The sequence below is a fragment of the Bifidobacterium sp. LH_426 genome, from assembly GCF_056356875.1.
On record NZ_JBKEVB010000004.1, the window covers coordinates 156072 to 173765 of the forward strand.

Annotated in this window: 10 protein-coding genes; 5 read left to right on the forward strand and 5 right to left on the reverse strand. The window is 62.0% G+C overall.

What is annotated here, in order from left to right; all coding sequences use genetic code 11:
* The first annotated feature begins 72 nt into the window (after nt 1–72).
* The 4 genes from AC1AYD_RS05730 to AC1AYD_RS05745 all read left to right on the forward strand — a co-directional run bounded on the left by AC1AYD_RS05730 (nt 73) and on the right by AC1AYD_RS05745 (nt 7641).
* Nucleotides 73–3834 carry an OmpL47-type beta-barrel domain-containing protein gene (locus AC1AYD_RS05730; protein ID WP_476532688.1) on the forward strand — a complete coding sequence of 1254 codons (3762 nt, stop codon included), beginning with the start codon at nt 73–75 and terminating at the stop codon, nt 3832–3834.
* Nucleotides 3835–4402: 568 nt separating this feature from the next.
* Nucleotides 4403–4675, forward strand: coding sequence for a type II toxin-antitoxin system TacA family antitoxin (locus AC1AYD_RS05735; protein ID WP_476532689.1), 273 nt, complete (start codon nt 4403–4405; stop codon nt 4673–4675).
* Nucleotides 4666–5154, forward strand: a complete 489-nt coding sequence (locus AC1AYD_RS05740) for a GNAT family N-acetyltransferase (RefSeq protein WP_476544813.1) — start codon at nt 4666–4668, stop codon at nt 5152–5154. Before AC1AYD_RS05735 ends, AC1AYD_RS05740 begins: the two co-directional genes overlap by 10 nt.
* 183 nt (nt 5155–5337) lie before the next feature.
* The gene (locus AC1AYD_RS05745) at nt 5338–7641 is read left to right on the forward strand and encodes an ATP-binding protein (protein WP_476532691.1); all 2304 of its coding nucleotides are present in this window, start codon (nt 5338–5340) and stop codon (nt 7639–7641) included.
* A 170-nt stretch (nt 7642–7811) separates the two neighbouring features.
* Here AC1AYD_RS05745 and AC1AYD_RS05750 read toward each other — a convergent pair whose 3' ends face one another.
* The 4 genes from AC1AYD_RS05750 to AC1AYD_RS05765 all read right to left on the reverse strand — a co-directional run bounded on the left by AC1AYD_RS05750 (nt 7812) and on the right by AC1AYD_RS05765 (nt 12491).
* Nucleotides 7812–8840, reverse strand: a complete 1029-nt coding sequence (locus AC1AYD_RS05750; RefSeq protein WP_476532692.1) for a LacI family DNA-binding transcriptional regulator — start codon at nt 8838–8840, stop codon at nt 7812–7814.
* Nucleotides 8841–9205: 365 nt separating this feature from the next.
* A complete protein-coding gene (locus tag AC1AYD_RS05755) occupies nt 9206–10090 on the reverse strand; it encodes a carbohydrate ABC transporter permease (protein WP_476502648.1) in 885 nt (294 codons plus the stop codon).
* The gene (locus AC1AYD_RS05760; protein WP_476502649.1) at nt 10087–11007 is read right to left on the reverse strand and encodes a carbohydrate ABC transporter permease; all 921 of its coding nucleotides are present in this window, start codon (nt 11005–11007) and stop codon (nt 10087–10089) included. Before AC1AYD_RS05760 ends, AC1AYD_RS05755 begins: the two co-directional genes overlap by 4 nt.
* 134 nt (nt 11008–11141) lie before the next feature.
* On the reverse strand, nt 11142–12491 hold the full coding sequence (locus AC1AYD_RS05765) for an ABC transporter substrate-binding protein (RefSeq protein WP_476532694.1): 1350 nt from the start codon (nt 12489–12491) through the stop codon (nt 11142–11144).
* Nucleotides 12492–12925: 434 nt separating this feature from the next.
* On the opposite strand from AC1AYD_RS05765, the gene AC1AYD_RS05770 reads away from it, so the two are divergent.
* Nucleotides 12926–15190, forward strand: coding sequence for an alpha-galactosidase (locus tag AC1AYD_RS05770; protein ID WP_476532695.1), 2265 nt, complete (start codon nt 12926–12928; stop codon nt 15188–15190).
* A gap of 88 nt (nt 15191–15278) precedes the next feature.
* Here the strand turns inward: AC1AYD_RS05770 and AC1AYD_RS05775 are convergent, their stop codons facing one another.
* Nucleotides 15279–17423, reverse strand: a complete 2145-nt coding sequence (locus tag AC1AYD_RS05775; protein ID WP_476532696.1) for a glycoside hydrolase family 36 protein — start codon at nt 17421–17423, stop codon at nt 15279–15281.
* Nucleotides 17424–17694: the final 271 nt, after the last annotated feature.

Consider the following 17694-nt stretch of genomic DNA (forward strand, 5'->3'; position numbering starts at 1 on the left):
AGCGAACCGCGACGAACGCGGCAATCGGATATCATCGCAACTGTCCATCACACTCAGAGAAGAGCGAAACACATGAACGCACACAGCAATCGCCCATGGCGGTCGATCGCGGGAGGCATCGTGGCCGCGGCCACCCTGCTCGCCGGCGGCCTGATCGCCGCGCCCACGGCGCTCGCCGCGGACGCGCCCAGCGCCGACAACGCACCCAGCGTGGCCGGACACGCGTACAACGACCTGCCATACAACAACCCGGACGTGACCGTCACGCAGATCGACAACAGCGCGCTGCCGAGCTACATGCGCAACCCGATCGGCCAGAACGAGGGCGTCGACACCCCGAACGACCTCTCGCAGAACTACTACTCGGCCGACGCCGCAGCCCTCTCCTACGACGGCAAGCTGTTCGTGTTCACCGGACACGACGAGGCCGCCCCCGACTACGGCAGCTTCAACATGAAGGACTGGGGCGTCTACGTCACCGACCAGAACGGTCTCGACGCCGGCAAGTGGACGCACTACAAGACCGTCGCGAAGGCCGACCTGTTCAGCTGGGCGACCGGCGACGGCGCCTACGCCGGCCAGGTCGTCGCCGACGACAACGGCACCCCGAACGACAAGTCCGACGACTGGTTCTACTACTTCATCCCAGTGAAGGACAAGGCCTCCGAGGCGGCCGGACTCGACCCGTTCGCCATCGGCGTCGCCAAGTCGAAGAGCCCGCTCGGCCCGTGGAAGGACGCCATCGGCAAGCCGCTGCTCACCACCTCCCAGACGAAGATCGAAACCATCGACCCGGCGTTCTTCGTCGACAACGACGGCACCGGCTACCTGCACTTCGGCACGTTCGGCACCCAGCTCGCCATCAAGATGAAGAAGGACGCCGCAACCGGCCGCACCTCCTACACCGAGGTCGAAACCAAGGACGACGGCACCCCGAACCTGCACACGATGAAGGACGCCGAGACCGGCGCGAACGGTCCGAAGGGCTTCTTCGAGGCCGCATGGGTGTTCCATAAGGGCGACACCTACTACAACGTGTACGACGGCGGCAAGCCCGGCTCCGGCGCGGCCACCTGCGTGGAATCCAACTACCAGGCGTGCGTCCAGTACTCCACCTCCAGCAGCCCGCTCGGCCCGTGGACGTACCAGGGCGTGCTCGTGCCGTCCGGCTCCGCCACCACGATGCACCCGTCCGTGCTCCAGTTCGGCGACAAGTGGTACGTCACCTACCACACCGGCGACAAGGCCGGCGGCACCGACTTCCGCCGCGCGGTGAGCATCGACGAGGTCACGTGGAAGGACGGCAAGATGACCTCCACCGCGCACCCGACCAAGGCCGAGAAGACCCAGCCGAGTCGCAACGTCGCCCCCTACGCGAAGGTGAGCGCCACGTTCACCGAGACGCCCGCCTACAAGGGCTCCGTCAATGACGGCCGCGTGCTCGTCGCCGCCGTCGTGCCGCCGGACCATTGGACCAACTACCGTTCGATCCCGCAGTCGCAGTCCGGCGACTCGCTGATCTACCAGTGGGACGGCTCCGTGCGCGTCTCCTCCTCCAAGGTCTGGTTCGACGTGGACTCCAACGCCCTGCGCGCGCCCGGCTCCTGGCGTCTCCAATACCTCGACGCCGACGGCACGTGGAAGGACGTCGCCAATCCGAGTGCCTACACGACGACCACCGGCAAGGACCATCCGAACACCGTCACGTTCGACGCCGTGACCACCACCGCGCTGAAGCTCGATCTGACCGGTCAGGCCGTGGACGGCGGCTACGCGTCCGTGGCCGTGCCCGAGTGGGAGGTCGACTCCGCCGATGAGTCGCCCATCATCGCCGCGCCCGCCGGCGTGACCACCGGCACCGGCGTCGCGCCGCAGCTGCCCGCCACCGTCGACGTGACGTACGGCGGCAAGACCGTCGCCTCCCCCGTAATCTGGCGTCCGGTCGACGCCGCCTCCTACGCGAAGGCCGGCACGTTCAAGGCCTACGGCGTCGTCTCCGGCGTTCCCGGCGAGGCGAGCGTGAACGGCAACGTCGCGGTGGACGTGACCGTCAAGGACGGCTACAAGCCCGCCGCCGACATGACCAAGCCGACCGTGAAGGTCTCGCTCGCCGCCAACGCCGGCAACGGCGCGTGGCTCACCACCGCGCCGTTCGCCGCCGTCCAGGCCTCGGACGATTCGGGTCTGCCGGCCGCCAAGCTGGAGATCTCCACCGACAAGGGCGCGAACTGGAAGACGGTCGCCTCGAACGCGGACGCCGCGGTCCAGACGATCACCACGCAGGGTGACGTCGAGGTGTGGGCGCGCGCGACCGACGCCGCCGGCAACGTGTCCGACGTCGCGAAGGCCTCCGGCAAGGTCGATTCCGCCGCGCCGAAGGTCACCGCCACGGTGGACAAGGCGAAGCGCACGGTCACGCTCAAGGCCGACGACGGCACCGGTTCCGGCGTCGCCTCGATTGAATACCGTATCGGCAAGGACGGCGAGTGGACCGCGTACAAGGACGGCGAGGCGATCGCCGCGCCGAGCAGCTCGCGCACGACCGTGTACTACCGTGCGACCGACAAGGCCGGCAACGTGTCCGCCGCCGGTTCCGCCGACATCCCGTCCGACACGTCCGTGCCGCTGACCGGCTACATCGAGAAGGACGCGGTCGGCACCGACGTGGACAAGAAGGCGTCGAGCTGGACGAAGGGCGTGGCCGCGCTCAACGACGGCAAGATCATCCCGGACGCGACCAACGCGAACGAGGACATCTGGGGCACCTGGCCGAACACCGGCGAGATGCGCCTCGACTACGAGTGGGACCGCGAGGTCATCATCGATTCGAGCCGCGTGCAGTTCACCTCCGATGACGGCGGCCTCGGCATCCCCGCCTCGTGGAAGCTCCAGTACTGGGATTCCGCGAAGAACGCCTTCACGGACATCCCGGACGCCACGTACACGGTGACCGCCAACTCGCCGTCCAAGGGCTGGGCCACCGGCGACGCCAAGGGCTGGAGCGACGCGACGTGGAAGACTCCGGTGAAGACGACCAAGCTGCGCATGGTCATCACCTCCGGCTCCGCCTCCCCCGCCGCCGTCGAATGGCAGGTCCACGCGCCCGAGTCCGTCACCCCGGAGCCTCCGGCTGCGGACAAGACGGCGCTGAAGACCGCGCTCGACAAGGCCGCCGCGCTCAAGGAGAAGGACTACACCACCGACTCCTGGAAGGCGTTCCAGAAGGTCGTCGCCTCCGCGAAGGCCGTGTACGACAACGACAAGGCCACGCAGGACGAGGTCTCCGCGGCGGCTGCCGCGCTGGACAAGGCGCTGACCGACGGCACACTCGTCAAGGCCACGCCGGAGAACACGCCCGCCACCAAGGAGCAGCGCGACGAGCTCGCCGACGCCGCCGCCAAGGCGACGGACGGCCGCAAGCAGGGCGACTACACGAAGGAATCGTGGGATCTGCTGCTCGCCGCGATCGACGCCGCCGAGGACGTCGCGAAGAATCCGAACGCCACCCAGGCGGACGTGGCCAACGCGACCCGCGCCCTCAACGAGGCGATCGCCGGACTCGTCGCCAAGCCGGGTGAGCCGGATAAGCCCGGCACGGGCGACGGCGACGGCTCGGGTGATAACGGCTCGGGCGACAACGGTGGTTCCGGTGCTGGTGCTGGTGCCGGCAACGGCTCCGCGGGCAACGGCGCGAATGCGCAGAAGCCCGGCACCTCGAACGCCGGCAAGCTGAGCTCCACCGGCTCCGCGGTGACCACGGTCGCCGCCGCGGCCGCCGTGATGCTGGCCGCCGCCGGCATCACCCTCATCCTCCGCCGCAAGACCCGCGACTGAGCATCTGAGCGACTGAGGCCACCACACAGTAGAGGTCCCTCGCACCGGGTTGGCGCGAGGGACCTCATCATATTCCGACCCCGCTGCCCCTTAGGGGCTAGGCGACACAAGTCTGCATCTACCTCTTGGCCCCCTCTGACGAGGGGGCTGTCCGCGAAGCGGACTGGGGGAGAGACCTATGCACAGAGAGCAACCGAGCACACCACTTGCCCCTCAACATCAAAACACCGTCCTCCATCGTCGAGGGACAACAATCCTCGCAATTCCTTGCCCCTCGACGTCTTATCCCCGCATTTCTCCATCGAGGGGCAAGCCCCCTTGCCCCTCAACCCGGTTACAACGATTGACACCCATCGAGGGACACAAAGCCGAATCCCAAAACCATTGAAATTCCGCCATTCCCCAACCAGACCCCCAAATCACCCAACACACCCGCCTGCCCCTCGACGCAAAACAACACCGTTCCCACGTCGAGGGACAACCCCACCGACAAGCTACCGGCGCCAGAGCCGATGACAGCAACCCGCCCACATTGGCCTTGTACGCATTTTCTCCGTACAATACTGTCATGGCTACGATTACGAAACAGAAGACCTCACGATTGGACATCCGCCTGACGGACGAGCAACGCCGTCTCATCGAGCGCGCCGCCGCGGTGACGGGCAGCACGCTGACGCAGTGGACGGCCCGTCACCTGCTGGAATCCGCCCGGCGCGACATCGAGGATGCCACCACGTTGCGTTTGGAATCCCAAGCATTCGACGCGTTCCTCGAAGCGTTGGACGAGCCGGCCCCGCAGGCCGCCTACGACCTGATGGCGAGGGATCCGCAATGGGCGTGACGCATCGATTCCAACGACCGCTCAGACTCCCTCCGGGAACGGACCGCACCGGATTCTCCTGCGGCGTCCCGCTCATCGACGAGTGGGCCGAGCGACGAGCACCGACCGCCGCGGAACATGGCACCGCCGTGGTCTACGTCTCATCGACGACCGAAGGTGAAACCGCCGGCTTCTACACGCTCAGCGCCTACACCGTGGAACGATCCTCGGTACAAGGCGGCTGGCTGAGACGCAATGTTCCCGAGCGCATTCCGGCCATTCTGCTCGGCATGCTGGGGGTGGATCAGCGGTTCCAAGGCGAAGGACTCGGCTGGAGGCTGCTGCAGGACGCCATCAACCGGGCGCGCTCCATCAGCGCACAGCTCGGCTCACGCGCGCTCATCGTGGAGCCCTACGATGACGACGCCCGCACGTTCTACACACACTTCGGCTTCCGCCCCATCCCCGGCTCCACCGCCCTCTATCTGCGGCTCGTCTGATGACGAGCTGCCTCAAGTAGAAAAAGTTAGCAGAATCAACAGCACCGTCATAGAAACCACGCCACCTTACGGGCGCAGGCCACCAAAACAAAGAAACAAAGGTATCATCGACGGCAAACGACGTGAACCATCTCACTGCAGAGATGGAACGCCAACGAAGCCGAATGAGGCGAAAGGAGCCTAATGTACGAGTACAGCAACATCGACAGTACAGAGTTCGAGACCCTCTGCCGTGATCTACTGGAGCGCAAATTAAATATAAAATTAAGAACATATGCTACAGGACGAGACGGCGGCATAGATATTACCGACAACGAAGCCTCCACAAAGATAGTGGTTCAGTGCAAACACTACTATAAGTCATCTTTCTCTATCTTAAAAAATAAGCTCAATGATGAAATAAAGAAGATTCAAGAAATAGATTCCACGTCTCCTATCGATAGGTATATTGTATGCACCTCCTTAGATTTAACCAGGAAAAATATCTTAGAAATTGCAGCAATGCTTAAACCATACCACCTACAATCTATAGAAGACGTGATTGATTTAAATGAGATAGAACATCTACTTCAACAACCGGAATACTCAGACATCGTAAGCAGGCATGTAAAATTGTGGATCACATCTGAATCTGTAATCAAATCAATCCTTCAGAACAACAGTCTTATAGATGAAACCGCACTTATATCAGAAATCGAGGACAATAAGGAATACTTTGTAGAGACAAAAGAATATCTAGATTGCATAAAAATACTTGAAAACAACAAACCTGTGTTTATCGTCGGCGGCCCAGGCGTCGGGAAAACGACGACAACGCACATGTTGTGCTGGCATCTGCTTAAATCAGGATACACAGTTCGAGTTTCATCTCAAGATGATATATCAGAAATAAAAAAAGCAATGTCGCAAGACAAAAACAAGAAGGAAGCAATAATACTAGACGACTGCTTTGGTCATGCTTATTACAAAATAAGCGATTCAAGAGCAAATGAAATTGAATCTTTGCTTCGTTATTGCAAATACAATAGAAACAAGAAAATAATCATGAACTCTCGCATTACCATTTTCCGCGACATATCCGAAAAAAATATCTCTTTCTCGGATTATCTTAACTCGGAAGCAAACATTCAGCTCTATACAATTAATATGGACAATATGTCCGCAAGAGATAAAGCGAGACTTTACATTTCGTCAATCAAAAAACAAGTTAAAGACGAAAACATTCGCAGTTGGTTGATCACACCGGAAAACTATCGAAAGATTCTCTTCAGCAGCGGTTTCAATCCTCGTCTACTTGAATTCATCACCAACCCAAGTCGTTACCGCAATTACCAAACAGTCGACGAATACGGACGATTCGTTTTCAACTCTCTTATGAATCAAGATTTAGTATGGAGCAATGAATTCAATAACAATCTTCAAGAAGAAGATAGGACTCTCATGTTATGCCTATACTCTCTTAGCGACGACGCCATTCACGAAGAGCAACTACGAGCTGCCTACGATGAAGTTATATCAAATACCAACGCCGATCACACAAAAAACAACTACCAGGACAGCATAAAGCGACTGACCGACTCAATGCTCATACGTCAAAGCAGACCTGATGGGTACTTCATTGCAGCGATAAACCAGTCAGTGGTCGATTACTTGCGCAACTTCATCAACAACTCCAATGAAACCCGTATCTTAATAGCAAAACATGCAGTTTATATAGAGCAAGTCGAAAGATTAGACCCTAAAGGGTTGAAATCTTTCATCGATCGCAATCCTGTTATCATTTCGATTAATGATAAAAGAAACCTTTATATCAACCTCCGGTATATATATAAATATCACGTACTAGATAGCAATCGTCAAGCGGCTGTCGACAAATCGTTTGAATATATTACAACACCTCATTTAAGAGACCCTCATTCTTATCTTCTAGAGAGCAATGTTGTTGACTTTATATGCAACCAAGACTTATTCAACTATTACCATATATCAAAGTGGATTAAAGATGAAAATATCATGAAAGCTTTTCTTGATTATTTTACCATTGAACCATGTGCGAAAATTATGAATTCACTGATTAGCTATAAAGATTTAGACATGCAATCTACACTTGAAGAGTATTCAGAGAGCCGAATCCGCGATCTGCTCCAAGATCCTGACTGGGATTCTGTTTTTTCCGATATGAATGTCGACAGCTACTATGAATATGATGGTTTCTTAGATGAAGAGAAGATTGCTGGCGATGCATATAATGACTATATTAATTCTATCTATTCCTTTGCGGATGAATGCCCTAATAGCTCAAGCGCACATGATATAGTAGATAAATACATATCTGAGCTGGAACCTCCAATTCCCACTGACTATTTAGACGAATACCTTGATGATTATGATGAAACCTGGTCTGATTCTACAACAGATTATAAGCAACAACAGGATCAACAATCCGTCGATCCGATAATTGATGAATATCGCAATTCGCTTAATTGAGCGGCATTTGATTGTTGTGTTGCGGTGTCATTCACACCGCAACACAACAATCAAATGCCGCAAACCCTTATGAGCATTGTCAACGAACAGGCTCAAGCAGTCCTATGAGTTTTTCGACAGCTCAACATGCCGTAAAACCAAGGATGCAAGTACCCGCTTCCGCTTCGCGCCTACGCGCGCGGGGCGGCGGCGGAGTCGCGGATGACGAGTTCGCCTTGGAGTTCGACGAATCGGGCGGGGAGCTCCTCGCCGTTCTCGCGCGCTTCGATGCGCGAGAGCAGCAGCTGCACGGCCTTACGGCCGGCCGCGGGGAAATCCTGGCGGTATGTGGTCACCGGAGGCGTCCACACGCAGGAGAGCGGATGGTCGTCGAAGCCGACGACGCTGATGTCGCCGGGCACCGACTTGCCTTCGTCCTCGAGCCCGCGGATCAGGCCCATCGCAATCTCGTCATTGCCGGCGAACACGGCGGTGAGCCCGTCGATATGCGCCACGCGGTGGCCGAGCTCGCGCGCGTCGGCCGGATTCCACGAGCAGTGCATCATGTCCGGAATCGGCTTGTCGTTGGCGCGCAGTTCGGCCTCCCAGCCGGCGGTGCGGCTGTAGCCGCCGCCACCGCCCGGAATCGTCACGTGGAAGACGTTGCGATGGCCGAGCGACAGCAGGTATCGCGTGATCTCGCGTCCGGACCGGTTCTCGCACAGGTCGATCTGGTCGAGGTCGGGTTCGCGGTCACCGGCGATGACCACCTTCGTCACCGTGTCCGGCAGCAGTTGCAGCGCCTGTGCGGCGAGCGCGTCGTATTTGAGCACGATCACGCCGCTCGGATTCTGGTCCGTGACCATCGTGACCGCGGTGCGCAGCGCCTCGGTCGATTCGTCGGCGAGCTTCGAAATGCTCACCGGATAGTTGTGCGTGCGGGCTTCGTCCTCGATGCCCTGAATCGTCATCGCCGAACCGTACAGCGTGGTATCGCTGGTGAGCACGACGATCGACTTCATCGCCGAGTTGACGAGTCCGCGGGCGACGCGGCTCGGATGGTAATCGAGCAGTTTGATGGCGTGTGCGATACGCTCCCGGCTTTCGGCGCTGATGCGGGGAGAATCGTTGAGATACCGGGACACCGTGGACACCGACACATTGGCGAGCGCGGCGACGTCCTTGATCACCGGCGCGCGCTTTTCCTTGGGTCTTGGCATGTGAACCTGTCTATCTTCCATCGCGCCCAGTATAGGCGATGCGCGACGGCGCGCATGAATCACGCGAATCGGGCGGGATGGAGGTCGTTGGAAAGAGAATGAACGCCCCGCCCCCGGCAGGCGAAGGAGGAGGACCATGCGGGGTCGGGGCGTTCGGGAATGGAGGAGGAGAGAATCGTGGGTGGCTGGCGGAAACTACCCCTCAGTCGCCTTCGGCGCCAGCTCCCCTGGCAAGGGGAGCCAAGGGGTGAGGCTGTTCACTTCACGGCGCCGGTCAGCAATTACGGACTCGCCTGAGGCGAGGCTCATCGTTGCCTCGCGGCTGTCGCCGCTCGGCGGCGCCTGTAGACAGCGCACCGCGCTGTTTACTTCACGGCGCCGCCAGTGATACCCGAGATGATCTTGCGCTGGCCGATGATGAAGACGATCAGGAGCGGGAGGGTCATCAGGATGATGTAGGCGAAGATGAGGTGCCAGTTGTTGAGGTACAGGCCCGCGCTCGCCACGTTGTAGAGGTTGAGCGGCAGGGTGCTCATCTTGCCGGACAGGATGAACAGCGAGTAGAAGATGTCGTTCCAGATGTACAGCACCACGAGGATCGTCGAGGAAGCGAGCGTCGGGGCGAGCAGCGGGAAGATGATCGTGAAGAAGATCCTCATCGGGCTGGCACCGTCGATACGAGCCGCCTCTTCGAGGGACGGCGGGATCGTGCGGATGAAGCCGGTGATGAAGAAGATCACGACGGACAGGTAGATGCCGATGTACACGCAGTTCATGCCGATGGCGGTGCCGGACAGGCCGATCATCTTGAGCAGCATCATGATGGTCACGACGGACGGCGGCAGGATGACGCCGGAGATGAACAGCGCGTAGAGCATGGCCACGCCCTTGGAGGTACGGCGGCCGAAGATCCATGCGGCCATCGAGCCGAAGAGGAGGCAGATGCACACGCTGGGCACGGTGACGAGCAGGGAGCCGATGAGCGCGGGGAACACCTTGCCCTGCACGATGACGGTCTGGATGTTCTCGATGAGGTGCCACTTGCTCGGCAATGCCATGCTGGGCACGACGGCCTCGGCCTGGGTCTTGCCGGCGGTGACGATGAGGATCCAGAACGGCACGGCGAGGAACACGAGCATGAGCAGGATGACGATGGCGGCGTGGATGATGCCGCCGGCCTTCGACTTCTTGCGCACGACGGTGAGGCTGTTGGTCTTGACACCGGATTCGCTGTAGGATGCGCTACTCATAGGATCTTCTCCTCACGCTTACGCAGGTAGATGACGAGCGGGATGGCGATGACCATCACCATGATGAAGAGCACGAGGCTCATCGTGGTCGACTGGGAGTACAGGCCCTTGCCGAACGTACGCCAGATGAACAGGTTCAGGATCTCGGTGGAGCCGCCGGGGCCGCCGTTGGTGGTGGCCTGGACGATGTCGAAGGAGTTCATGGAGCCGAGCAACGCGGTCGCGACGTTGAAGGTGACGGCCGGGGCGACCAGCGGGAACTTGACCTGCCAGAAGGTCTGCCACGCGTTGGCGCCGTCGATGGAGGCCGCTTCGAGCACTTCGGAGTCGATGGTCTTGAGACCGGCGAGGTAGGTGAGCATCGCGAAGCCCATCCACTTCCATGCGTGGATGATGGTGACGATCACGATGGTCCACGTGGTCGAGCCGAGCCATTGGATGGCGACGGTGTGGCCGGCGAAGAAGCTCAGGATCTGGTTGACGACGCCGTCGGTCTTGAGCACGGCCTGCCAGATGTAGCCGGCGCCGAGGGCGGACATGATCACGGGGATGAAGAACATGGTACGGGCGAAGCGGTTGAGGCGCGTGTCCTTTTCGAGGAGCACGGCGAGCGCCAGGCCGAAGACGTTCTGGAAGAAGGCCACGAGGACCGCGTAGATGAGGGTGACCTTGATGTCGGCCATCAGGGTGCCGCTCTCGAAGAGCTGCTTGAGGTTGTCGAGACCGTTGAAGTCGATGGTCTTCTTGAACGCGGACCAGTCGGTGAACGCGTAGATGAAGTTCATTACCGTGGGCAGGAAGAAGAACACCAGCAGCATGACGCCCGCGGGAACGATGTAGCGCAACGGGTAGTTCTTGCGCTCCAGAGTCCGCGTGCCCTTGACCGGGGCGGACTTCGAGACGTGTGTCGTCGTCATCAGATTCGTTTCCTTATATATGTGTGTTGCGGCATTCCGGCCGGGGCCGGAGCCCGGAGGCGGCGTGGGCCGCGCTCCGGAAGGCCCCGGCCGGATGCCTGTGGAAGATGGAACCTATCGGGTTCCGGTCAGAATCAGAATCCCTTGACGCCCTGGGCCTTGGCGATCTGGGCGAACTGGTCCTGGGTGGTCTTCGCGACCTGCTCCGGGGTCTGGGTGCCGTTGACCATGTTGGCGAGGTTCAGGTAGAGATCCGGGTTGGCGACGGCCTGGGACTGCATGGAGCCGACGGAATCCTTGAGGGCGGCGAAGGCGTCGAGCTGGGCCTGCGGCACGGTGTCCGGGGTCTTGACGTCCTTGAGGATGGAGACGAGGTTCTGGTCCTTGATGAAGGTCTCGTACTCGGAGCCGAGCCAGAAGCGGATGAACTGGCGGGTCGCGGCCTCACGCTGGGAGTCGCCGGTCTTGAACGCGACGACCGAGTTGCCCTGCTGCGGGATGGACGTGCCGATGTTGCCTTCCTTGGAGATCGGGAAGAAGCCGATGGTGTCGTCCAGCTTGGTCTTGTCGTTGTCGGCGAGGGCGGAGATGGCGTTGAACATCGAGTTGGTCTGAATGATCATGCCGGTCTTGCCGTCGAGCAGGGCCTGGGCCTGGTCGGTGTCCTTCGCGGAGCCGGCGTCCTTGTTGTACAGGCCGTCGTCGAGCATCTGCTTGTACTCCTTGATGGCGCCGAGGATGTCCTTGCCCTGGAAGCTGTCCTTGTTGGAGTTGACCTTGTCCCACAGGCCGTCCTTGGCGGCTTCGGCGAGCTGGACCTGCACGGCCCACTGGGTGCCCCACTGGGAGCCGGCCATCTCGAAGAGCGCGGAGTCGGCGGCGCCGGAGCTCTTGATCTTGTTGGCGGCGGCGATGAACTCGTCCCAATTCTTCGGGGTCTCGGTGATGCCGGCCTTCTCGAAGACCTGCTTGTTGTACCACACGCCTTCGGTGTCCGGGGCGGAGACGAGGGCGCCGTAGTAGGTGCCTTGGTACTTGCCGCCGGCGTCGGCGATGCCGTCCGCGTAGTTCTTCAGCCACGGGGCGTTGTCGAGCTTCTGCAGCTTGTCCTGGGCGACGAAGCCGGCCAGCGTGGACGGCACGGCCTGCCAGAACATGAGATCCGGGGAGTCGCCGGTGGTGATCTTGGTCTGCACGTTGGACTCGTAGTTGTCCGGGATGGTCTGCAGATCGATGGTGGCGCCGGTCTTGGATTCGAAGTCCTTGATGACCTTGACCGGGATCTTGTTCGAGTTCTGGGCGGCCCAGAACGTGAGCTTGACGCCGTCGAGCTTGGTGTCTTCGGCCGGCCAGTAGTCGGCGGAGGAGGTGTCGACGTTGTCGTCGCCACCTGCGGCGGCGGGGTTGCCGCAGCCCGCGAACATCATGCCCATGGCAGCGACGCCCGCGATGATGGCGGTCGCTTTCTTCCAGTTCCTCATCATTGAGCCTTTCCTTATGCCTGATGTGAATCCTCGACCCGCCCTCCAACGGGACGAATCCATCGGTTGGTTGGCGGGATCCGGCACCCATCACTGCGATGCCGCGACCTCGGAAGTTCCGATAGCTGCAATTGTAGGTGGAATCGATTCCATGTCAACCACTCATGGAGTGTCGCAGAATGATAACGTTTGCCTGAAACCGATAACGTAAAACGTTGCACATATTGATTTATCAACGCTTCACACCATACGTCACACCTACAAAATCCAGCGAACTCCGCAACTTCGATTTTGTGGTACCGATTCCACGTTGTATCCTCGTTGGTATCGATTCCCACGCAGGCGCGGCGCGTCCGGACCGCATCCGGCCCGCCCCTCGCGCACACGGTCGAGCCACAGTCGAACCACTGCTTCACTCAGATACATCGAGGTATGCCATGCACATGAACGCCGTGACCATCACCCAACCGGAACCTTCCGGACAGCTTTCCGAACGGCCTTCCGGAACGCCTTCCGCAGCGGACGGCCGCATCGTCCGTCTCACCATGGGGTTCGCCGACGGCAGGCTCCCCCACGTCGTCGCCATCACCCGCACGGATGCATCGCACGCCACGCACGCACACCACGGCACCCACGCGGCCCACACCGCGGACGACCGCCACACCGCGGAACCCGCGTTCCCGGATGTCGATCCGCAGTTCCCACAGACACTCGACGCTGGCCTGTCCATCGGCGAGTCCCCCACCCTGCTGCCCACGCAGGCGGAAGGATGGACCGGAACGCCCGCCATCCAGGTATCCCGCGACGGCGTGGAGGTCTTCCCGCGCCTGACCGTCGACGAAACGCACCATGACGACCATTCGATCGGCTTCACCGCGACGGACGGCGCGGCGGGCCTCGCCCTCGCCGCGACCGTCGCGATCGGCGACGAAGGCCTCATCCGCGTCGACGCGTCGCTCACGAACACCGGGCGCACGCCGCTCGTCGTCTCGCGGCTCACGCCCGTGATTCCCCTGCCGCCGCAGGTCGGCGAGGTCGAGACCTGCACCGGCCATCATCTGCGCGAACGCGCGTTCCAACGTCAGCCGTTCACCGAGGGACTGTTCGCGAAGAACGCGCGCATGGGCCGCCCCGACTTCAACGCGGCCACCCTGCTGAGCGCCGGTGTGCCCGGCTTCGGCTTCGAGCACGGACTCGTCTTCTCGGCGCATGTCGCGTTCAGCGGGAACAGCACCGTCTTCGCCGAACGCACGCCGTACACGCACGGCGTGATCGGCGGTGGCGAACTCCCCTACGCCGGCGAGATCACGCTCGCGCCGGGTGGGACCTACCGCGCGCCCCGGCTGCTCGTCGGCGCAGGCGATGGCCTCAACGAGGTCACCTCGCGCTTCCACGCCTACCTGCGCGGCTTCCACCCGGAACTCGCCGACCCCGCCCGGCCGCGCCCGGTCACGCTCAACACGTGGGAGGCGATGTATTTCGCACAAAGCGAGGAGAAGGTCATCGCCCTCGCCGAACGTGCGGCGCAGGTGGGCATCGAACGGTTCGTCATCGACGACGGCTGGTTCACCGGCCGTCGCGACGATACGAAGGGACTCGGAGACTGGCAGGTGGATAAGGATCTGTGGCCGCGGGGCCTCACCGCCGTCGCGGACCGCGTGCACGCGCTCGGCATGGAGTTCGGATTGTGGTTCGAACCGGAGATGATCAGCCCCGATTCCAACGTCGCGCGCGAACACCCCGATTGGATGCTCGCACCGAACGCCGAACGGTTGCCGGTCGAGGCGCGCAGCCAGCAGGTCATCGACCTGACGAATCCCGAGGCCGCGCGGTATGTGGAATCGGCGATCGACACGCTCGTCTCCGCCTATCACATCGACTACATCAAGTGGGACCACAACCGCTTCCTCACCGAACCCCTCTCCCCTGCATCCGGCCGTCCGGCCGTGCATGAGCAGACCGAGGCGTTCTATGCGATCGTCGACCATCTGCGCGCCCGTCACCCCGGCCTCGAGATCGAATCCTGCTCGTCGGGCGGCGGACGCATCGACGCGGGCGTGCTGGAACGCTGCTCGCGCGTGTGGGCGTCCGACTGCACGGACCCGGTGGAACGCGCGGACATACAGCGAGGCACGTCGCTCATCGTGCCGCCGGAGATGATCGGCGAGCACATCTCCGAATCCCCGAACCATGCGACCCGTCGCGCCACGTCGCTCACTATGCGTGCGGCGATGGCGTTCTTCGGTCATCTCGGCATCGAATGGAACATCATGAAGCTGGACGACGCGGGTCTCGCGAGCCTCAGGCGCTGGATCGACCTGTACAAGGCGCGTCGCGCGGCGATCCCGCAGGGCGTGCTCGTGCACGCGGACACGACCGACCCGGCCGTGCGCGTCGACGGCCTCGTCGCCCCCGACCGTTCGCACGCGGTCTACCGGTTCACCGCCATCGCCACGTCGCGCGAATACCCGTATGGGCTCACGCGCTTCCCCGGATTGGACGAGTCGGCCGTCTACCAGGTGCGCCCGCTCGGTGGCGTCGCATTGTACGAAAGCGAGACGAGCCCGAACTGCCGCACCACGCTCGACTGGTGGAGCGACGACGGCATCGTCGTCGACGGCGCGACGCTCGCCCAGTGGGGCATCCGCCTGCCGCAGCTCGCCCCCGAACACGCCCTCCTCATCGAGCTCATCCGCCGCTGAAGGGTAGACCACCCATCACACGCAACAGGGCCCGCATTCCGGTTCACATGGAATGCGGGCCCCGCCCGTTTTCAGCGAAAACCGAGACTCACGCCGCGTCGAACGCGAACGTGCGCGAGATGTACCCGCCGCCCGCCGGCACGGTCACGACGGCCTCGCCGCGTGCGCCGTCCCACGCGACCGGCCACTCGGCGAACCCGTCGCCGACCGGCAGCAACGCGCGCACGCCCACGTCGGCGCGTCCGGTCAGGTGCGGCAGGGCGAGCGCCACGTCGCCGCCCTCGCCGTCGCGCGACCAGACGGTCACGAACGTGCGTTCCGGCGTCTTCAGCCCCAGCGCGACGACCGTGTCGTCCCACTTCGGCAGGCCGAGCGGCCAGAACGGCACCGACGTGCCGATGACCGGCTGGATCTCGCGCTTGTACGCGTCCACGGCCCGCGCGATCAGCGTGCGCTGGCCGTCGCTCATCCGGTTGACGTAGCCGGAGAGGAAGAAGCGGCCGAGGAACGTCGTGTTGAGGTTGAACGCGAACGTCTCCGGATCGTCCTTCGCGTTCGGGTACGCCCAGTTGCCGGCCTGTTCGGGGGTCATGAGCATCGGCGCGGCGGCGGCGATCGTCGGGTAGAGGCGGAAATCCTGCTGGTCGGAGGTGGACTGCACCTGGAAGCGGGAGGTCTGCGCGAAGTCCATGCGCATGCCGCCGGACGAGCAGTTCTCGATGATGAGCTCAGGGTGGCGCGCGTGCAGGCCCTCCACCCACGCGCAGTACGCGCGATTGTGCCCCAGCAGGCCGTCGCCGGCGCTGTCGGCGTCGTAATCGGTGCCCGCATCGGGCGAGACGTTGTAGTCGAACTTGAAGTAGCCGACGCCATAGTCATTCACGAGACGGTCGACCGTGTCGTCGAGGTGCCGACGCGCGTCCGGATCGCGCAAGTCGAGCAGATAGCGTTCCTGTTCGACCACGCGGCGGCCGTGGCGGTGGAAGAATGCGGATTCGGGCAGCGTCACGGCCATCGGCGATTTGACGCCGATCACCTCGGGCTCAAGCCAGAGTCCGGCGATCATGCCCGCGTCGCGGATCGCGTCGACGACTTCGGTGATGCCGTTCGGGAAGCGCTTCCTCGACGGCAACCATTCGCCGACGGACGGCCACCAGTCGCCGGTGTCGTCGTACCAGCCGGCGTCGATGCAAAAGATCTCGGCGCCGACCTCGGCCGCGCCTTTGACGAGCGGCAGCAGTTTGGCGGTCGTCGGGTCGCCGTTGATCGTGTTCATGTAGTCGTTGAAGATGACGCGCGGGCGGGCGTTGTCCGCCTTTTCGATGCGCATCGCGCGGCGGTAGGCGGTCACGTTGGCGGTCGCGCCGTCGAAGTCGGGGGCGAGCGTGACGGATGCGGGCACGGTGGTGAACGATTCACCGGGTTCGAGGCGTTTCACCCAGTCGTGGTCGACGTCCGTCGGTCCGGAGAGGGCGATGGTGCCGTCCTCGGTGTCGCGCGCGACTTCCCAGCGCCATGCCGCGTCGTGTTCGATCTGGAACAGCCAGGTGAGACCCAGCTCACGCGAGTCAAGCAGGGCGAGCGGCGTGTGCTTGCCGGTGGACCAAGTGCCGGTGCTGACGACGGCGTGCTCGCCGCGCGGATTATGACCGGTCATCTGCTGGTTGAGGCGCGGGAACAGGTCGCGGGTGGCGGTGGCGTGCCAGCGCCCTTCGCCCAGCCATTCGTTCTCGCCTTCGATGAGCGTCCACGCATCGCAGTCGGCTGCCTTGCCGTCAGGCGCGCCGAACGCCGACACCCAGCTCGTCACCGATTCGAGCACGACCGCGCCGTCTTCGCCGAGCGCCGGCGAGTCGGCGTCGGTCGCGTCGCCGTCGTTCGTGACGGTCACCGACGTGCGGAACATCGGCACGCCGTCCGGCAGATCGTAGTGGACGGTCACGGTGAGTCCCAGCGCGGCGTCGGCGAGAGTCACGTCGAGATGGTCGCCGTGCGCGTCGCGCGTGGCGGCGTGGCTCACGTAGCGCAGCGCGCGCCCGATATCGGTGTGGGCGAGACGGTCGTTTGCGAGCCAGTGCCCGGTGCCCGTTGCCAGGATCTCCACCAGCGGCAGGCGGTGGTCGAAGCGGACATCCACGGCGTCCGTGCGCAGTCCGGCGACGGCCACAGGCTCGTCGTCGGACCATGCGAAGGTCAGGGACAGGGCCGTACCGCCCCAGGTGAAGGTCGACATGTCACTCCTTAGCGTTTGCGCCCGTCGACGCCCGCCTGCGTCATCGCCGCAGCGGGACCGCCACACGGTCTGTCGCACATTTCGTGGTATCGATTTCATATCATATCGACAGCATCGCAACGCCGCAAATCGCACGCACCGGCAACCGCAACTACGGTACGTGACGCATCACCTACCATCGCTGCAATCACGCCATTTGTCGGACATACACACACCAACGCACACTCCGCGCGCCGTGGCGACGAGCAACATGGTATCGGTACCATTACGC

What these genes read in the sequence shown, in the direction of transcription:
- AC1AYD_RS05745 (WP_476532691.1), top strand. Translation starts at nt 5,338, where the DNA reads ATGTACGAGTACAGCAACATCGACAGTACAGAGTTCGAGACCCTCTGC.
- AC1AYD_RS05760 (WP_476502649.1), bottom strand. Translation starts at nt 11,007, where the DNA reads ATGACGACGACACACGTCTCGAAGTCCGCCCCGGTCAAGGGCACGCGG.
- AC1AYD_RS05775 (WP_476532696.1), bottom strand. Translation starts at nt 17,423, where the DNA reads ATGTCGACCTTCACCTGGGGCGGTACGGCCCTGTCCCTGACCTTCGCA.
- AC1AYD_RS05730 (WP_476532688.1), top strand. Translation starts at nt 73, where the DNA reads ATGAACGCACACAGCAATCGCCCATGGCGGTCGATCGCGGGAGGCATC.
- AC1AYD_RS05765 (WP_476532694.1), bottom strand. Translation starts at nt 12,491, where the DNA reads ATGATGAGGAACTGGAAGAAAGCGACCGCCATCATCGCGGGCGTCGCT.
- AC1AYD_RS05750 (WP_476532692.1), bottom strand. Translation starts at nt 8,840, where the DNA reads ATGCCAAGACCCAAGGAAAAGCGCGCGCCGGTGATCAAGGACGTCGCC.
- AC1AYD_RS05755 (WP_476502648.1), bottom strand. Translation starts at nt 10,090, where the DNA reads ATGAGTAGCGCATCCTACAGCGAATCCGGTGTCAAGACCAACAGCCTC.
- AC1AYD_RS05740 (WP_476544813.1), top strand. Translation starts at nt 4,666, where the DNA reads ATGGGCGTGACGCATCGATTCCAACGACCGCTCAGACTCCCTCCGGGA.
- AC1AYD_RS05735 (WP_476532689.1), top strand. Translation starts at nt 4,403, where the DNA reads ATGGCTACGATTACGAAACAGAAGACCTCACGATTGGACATCCGCCTG.
- AC1AYD_RS05770 (WP_476532695.1), top strand. Translation starts at nt 12,926, where the DNA reads ATGCACATGAACGCCGTGACCATCACCCAACCGGAACCTTCCGGACAG.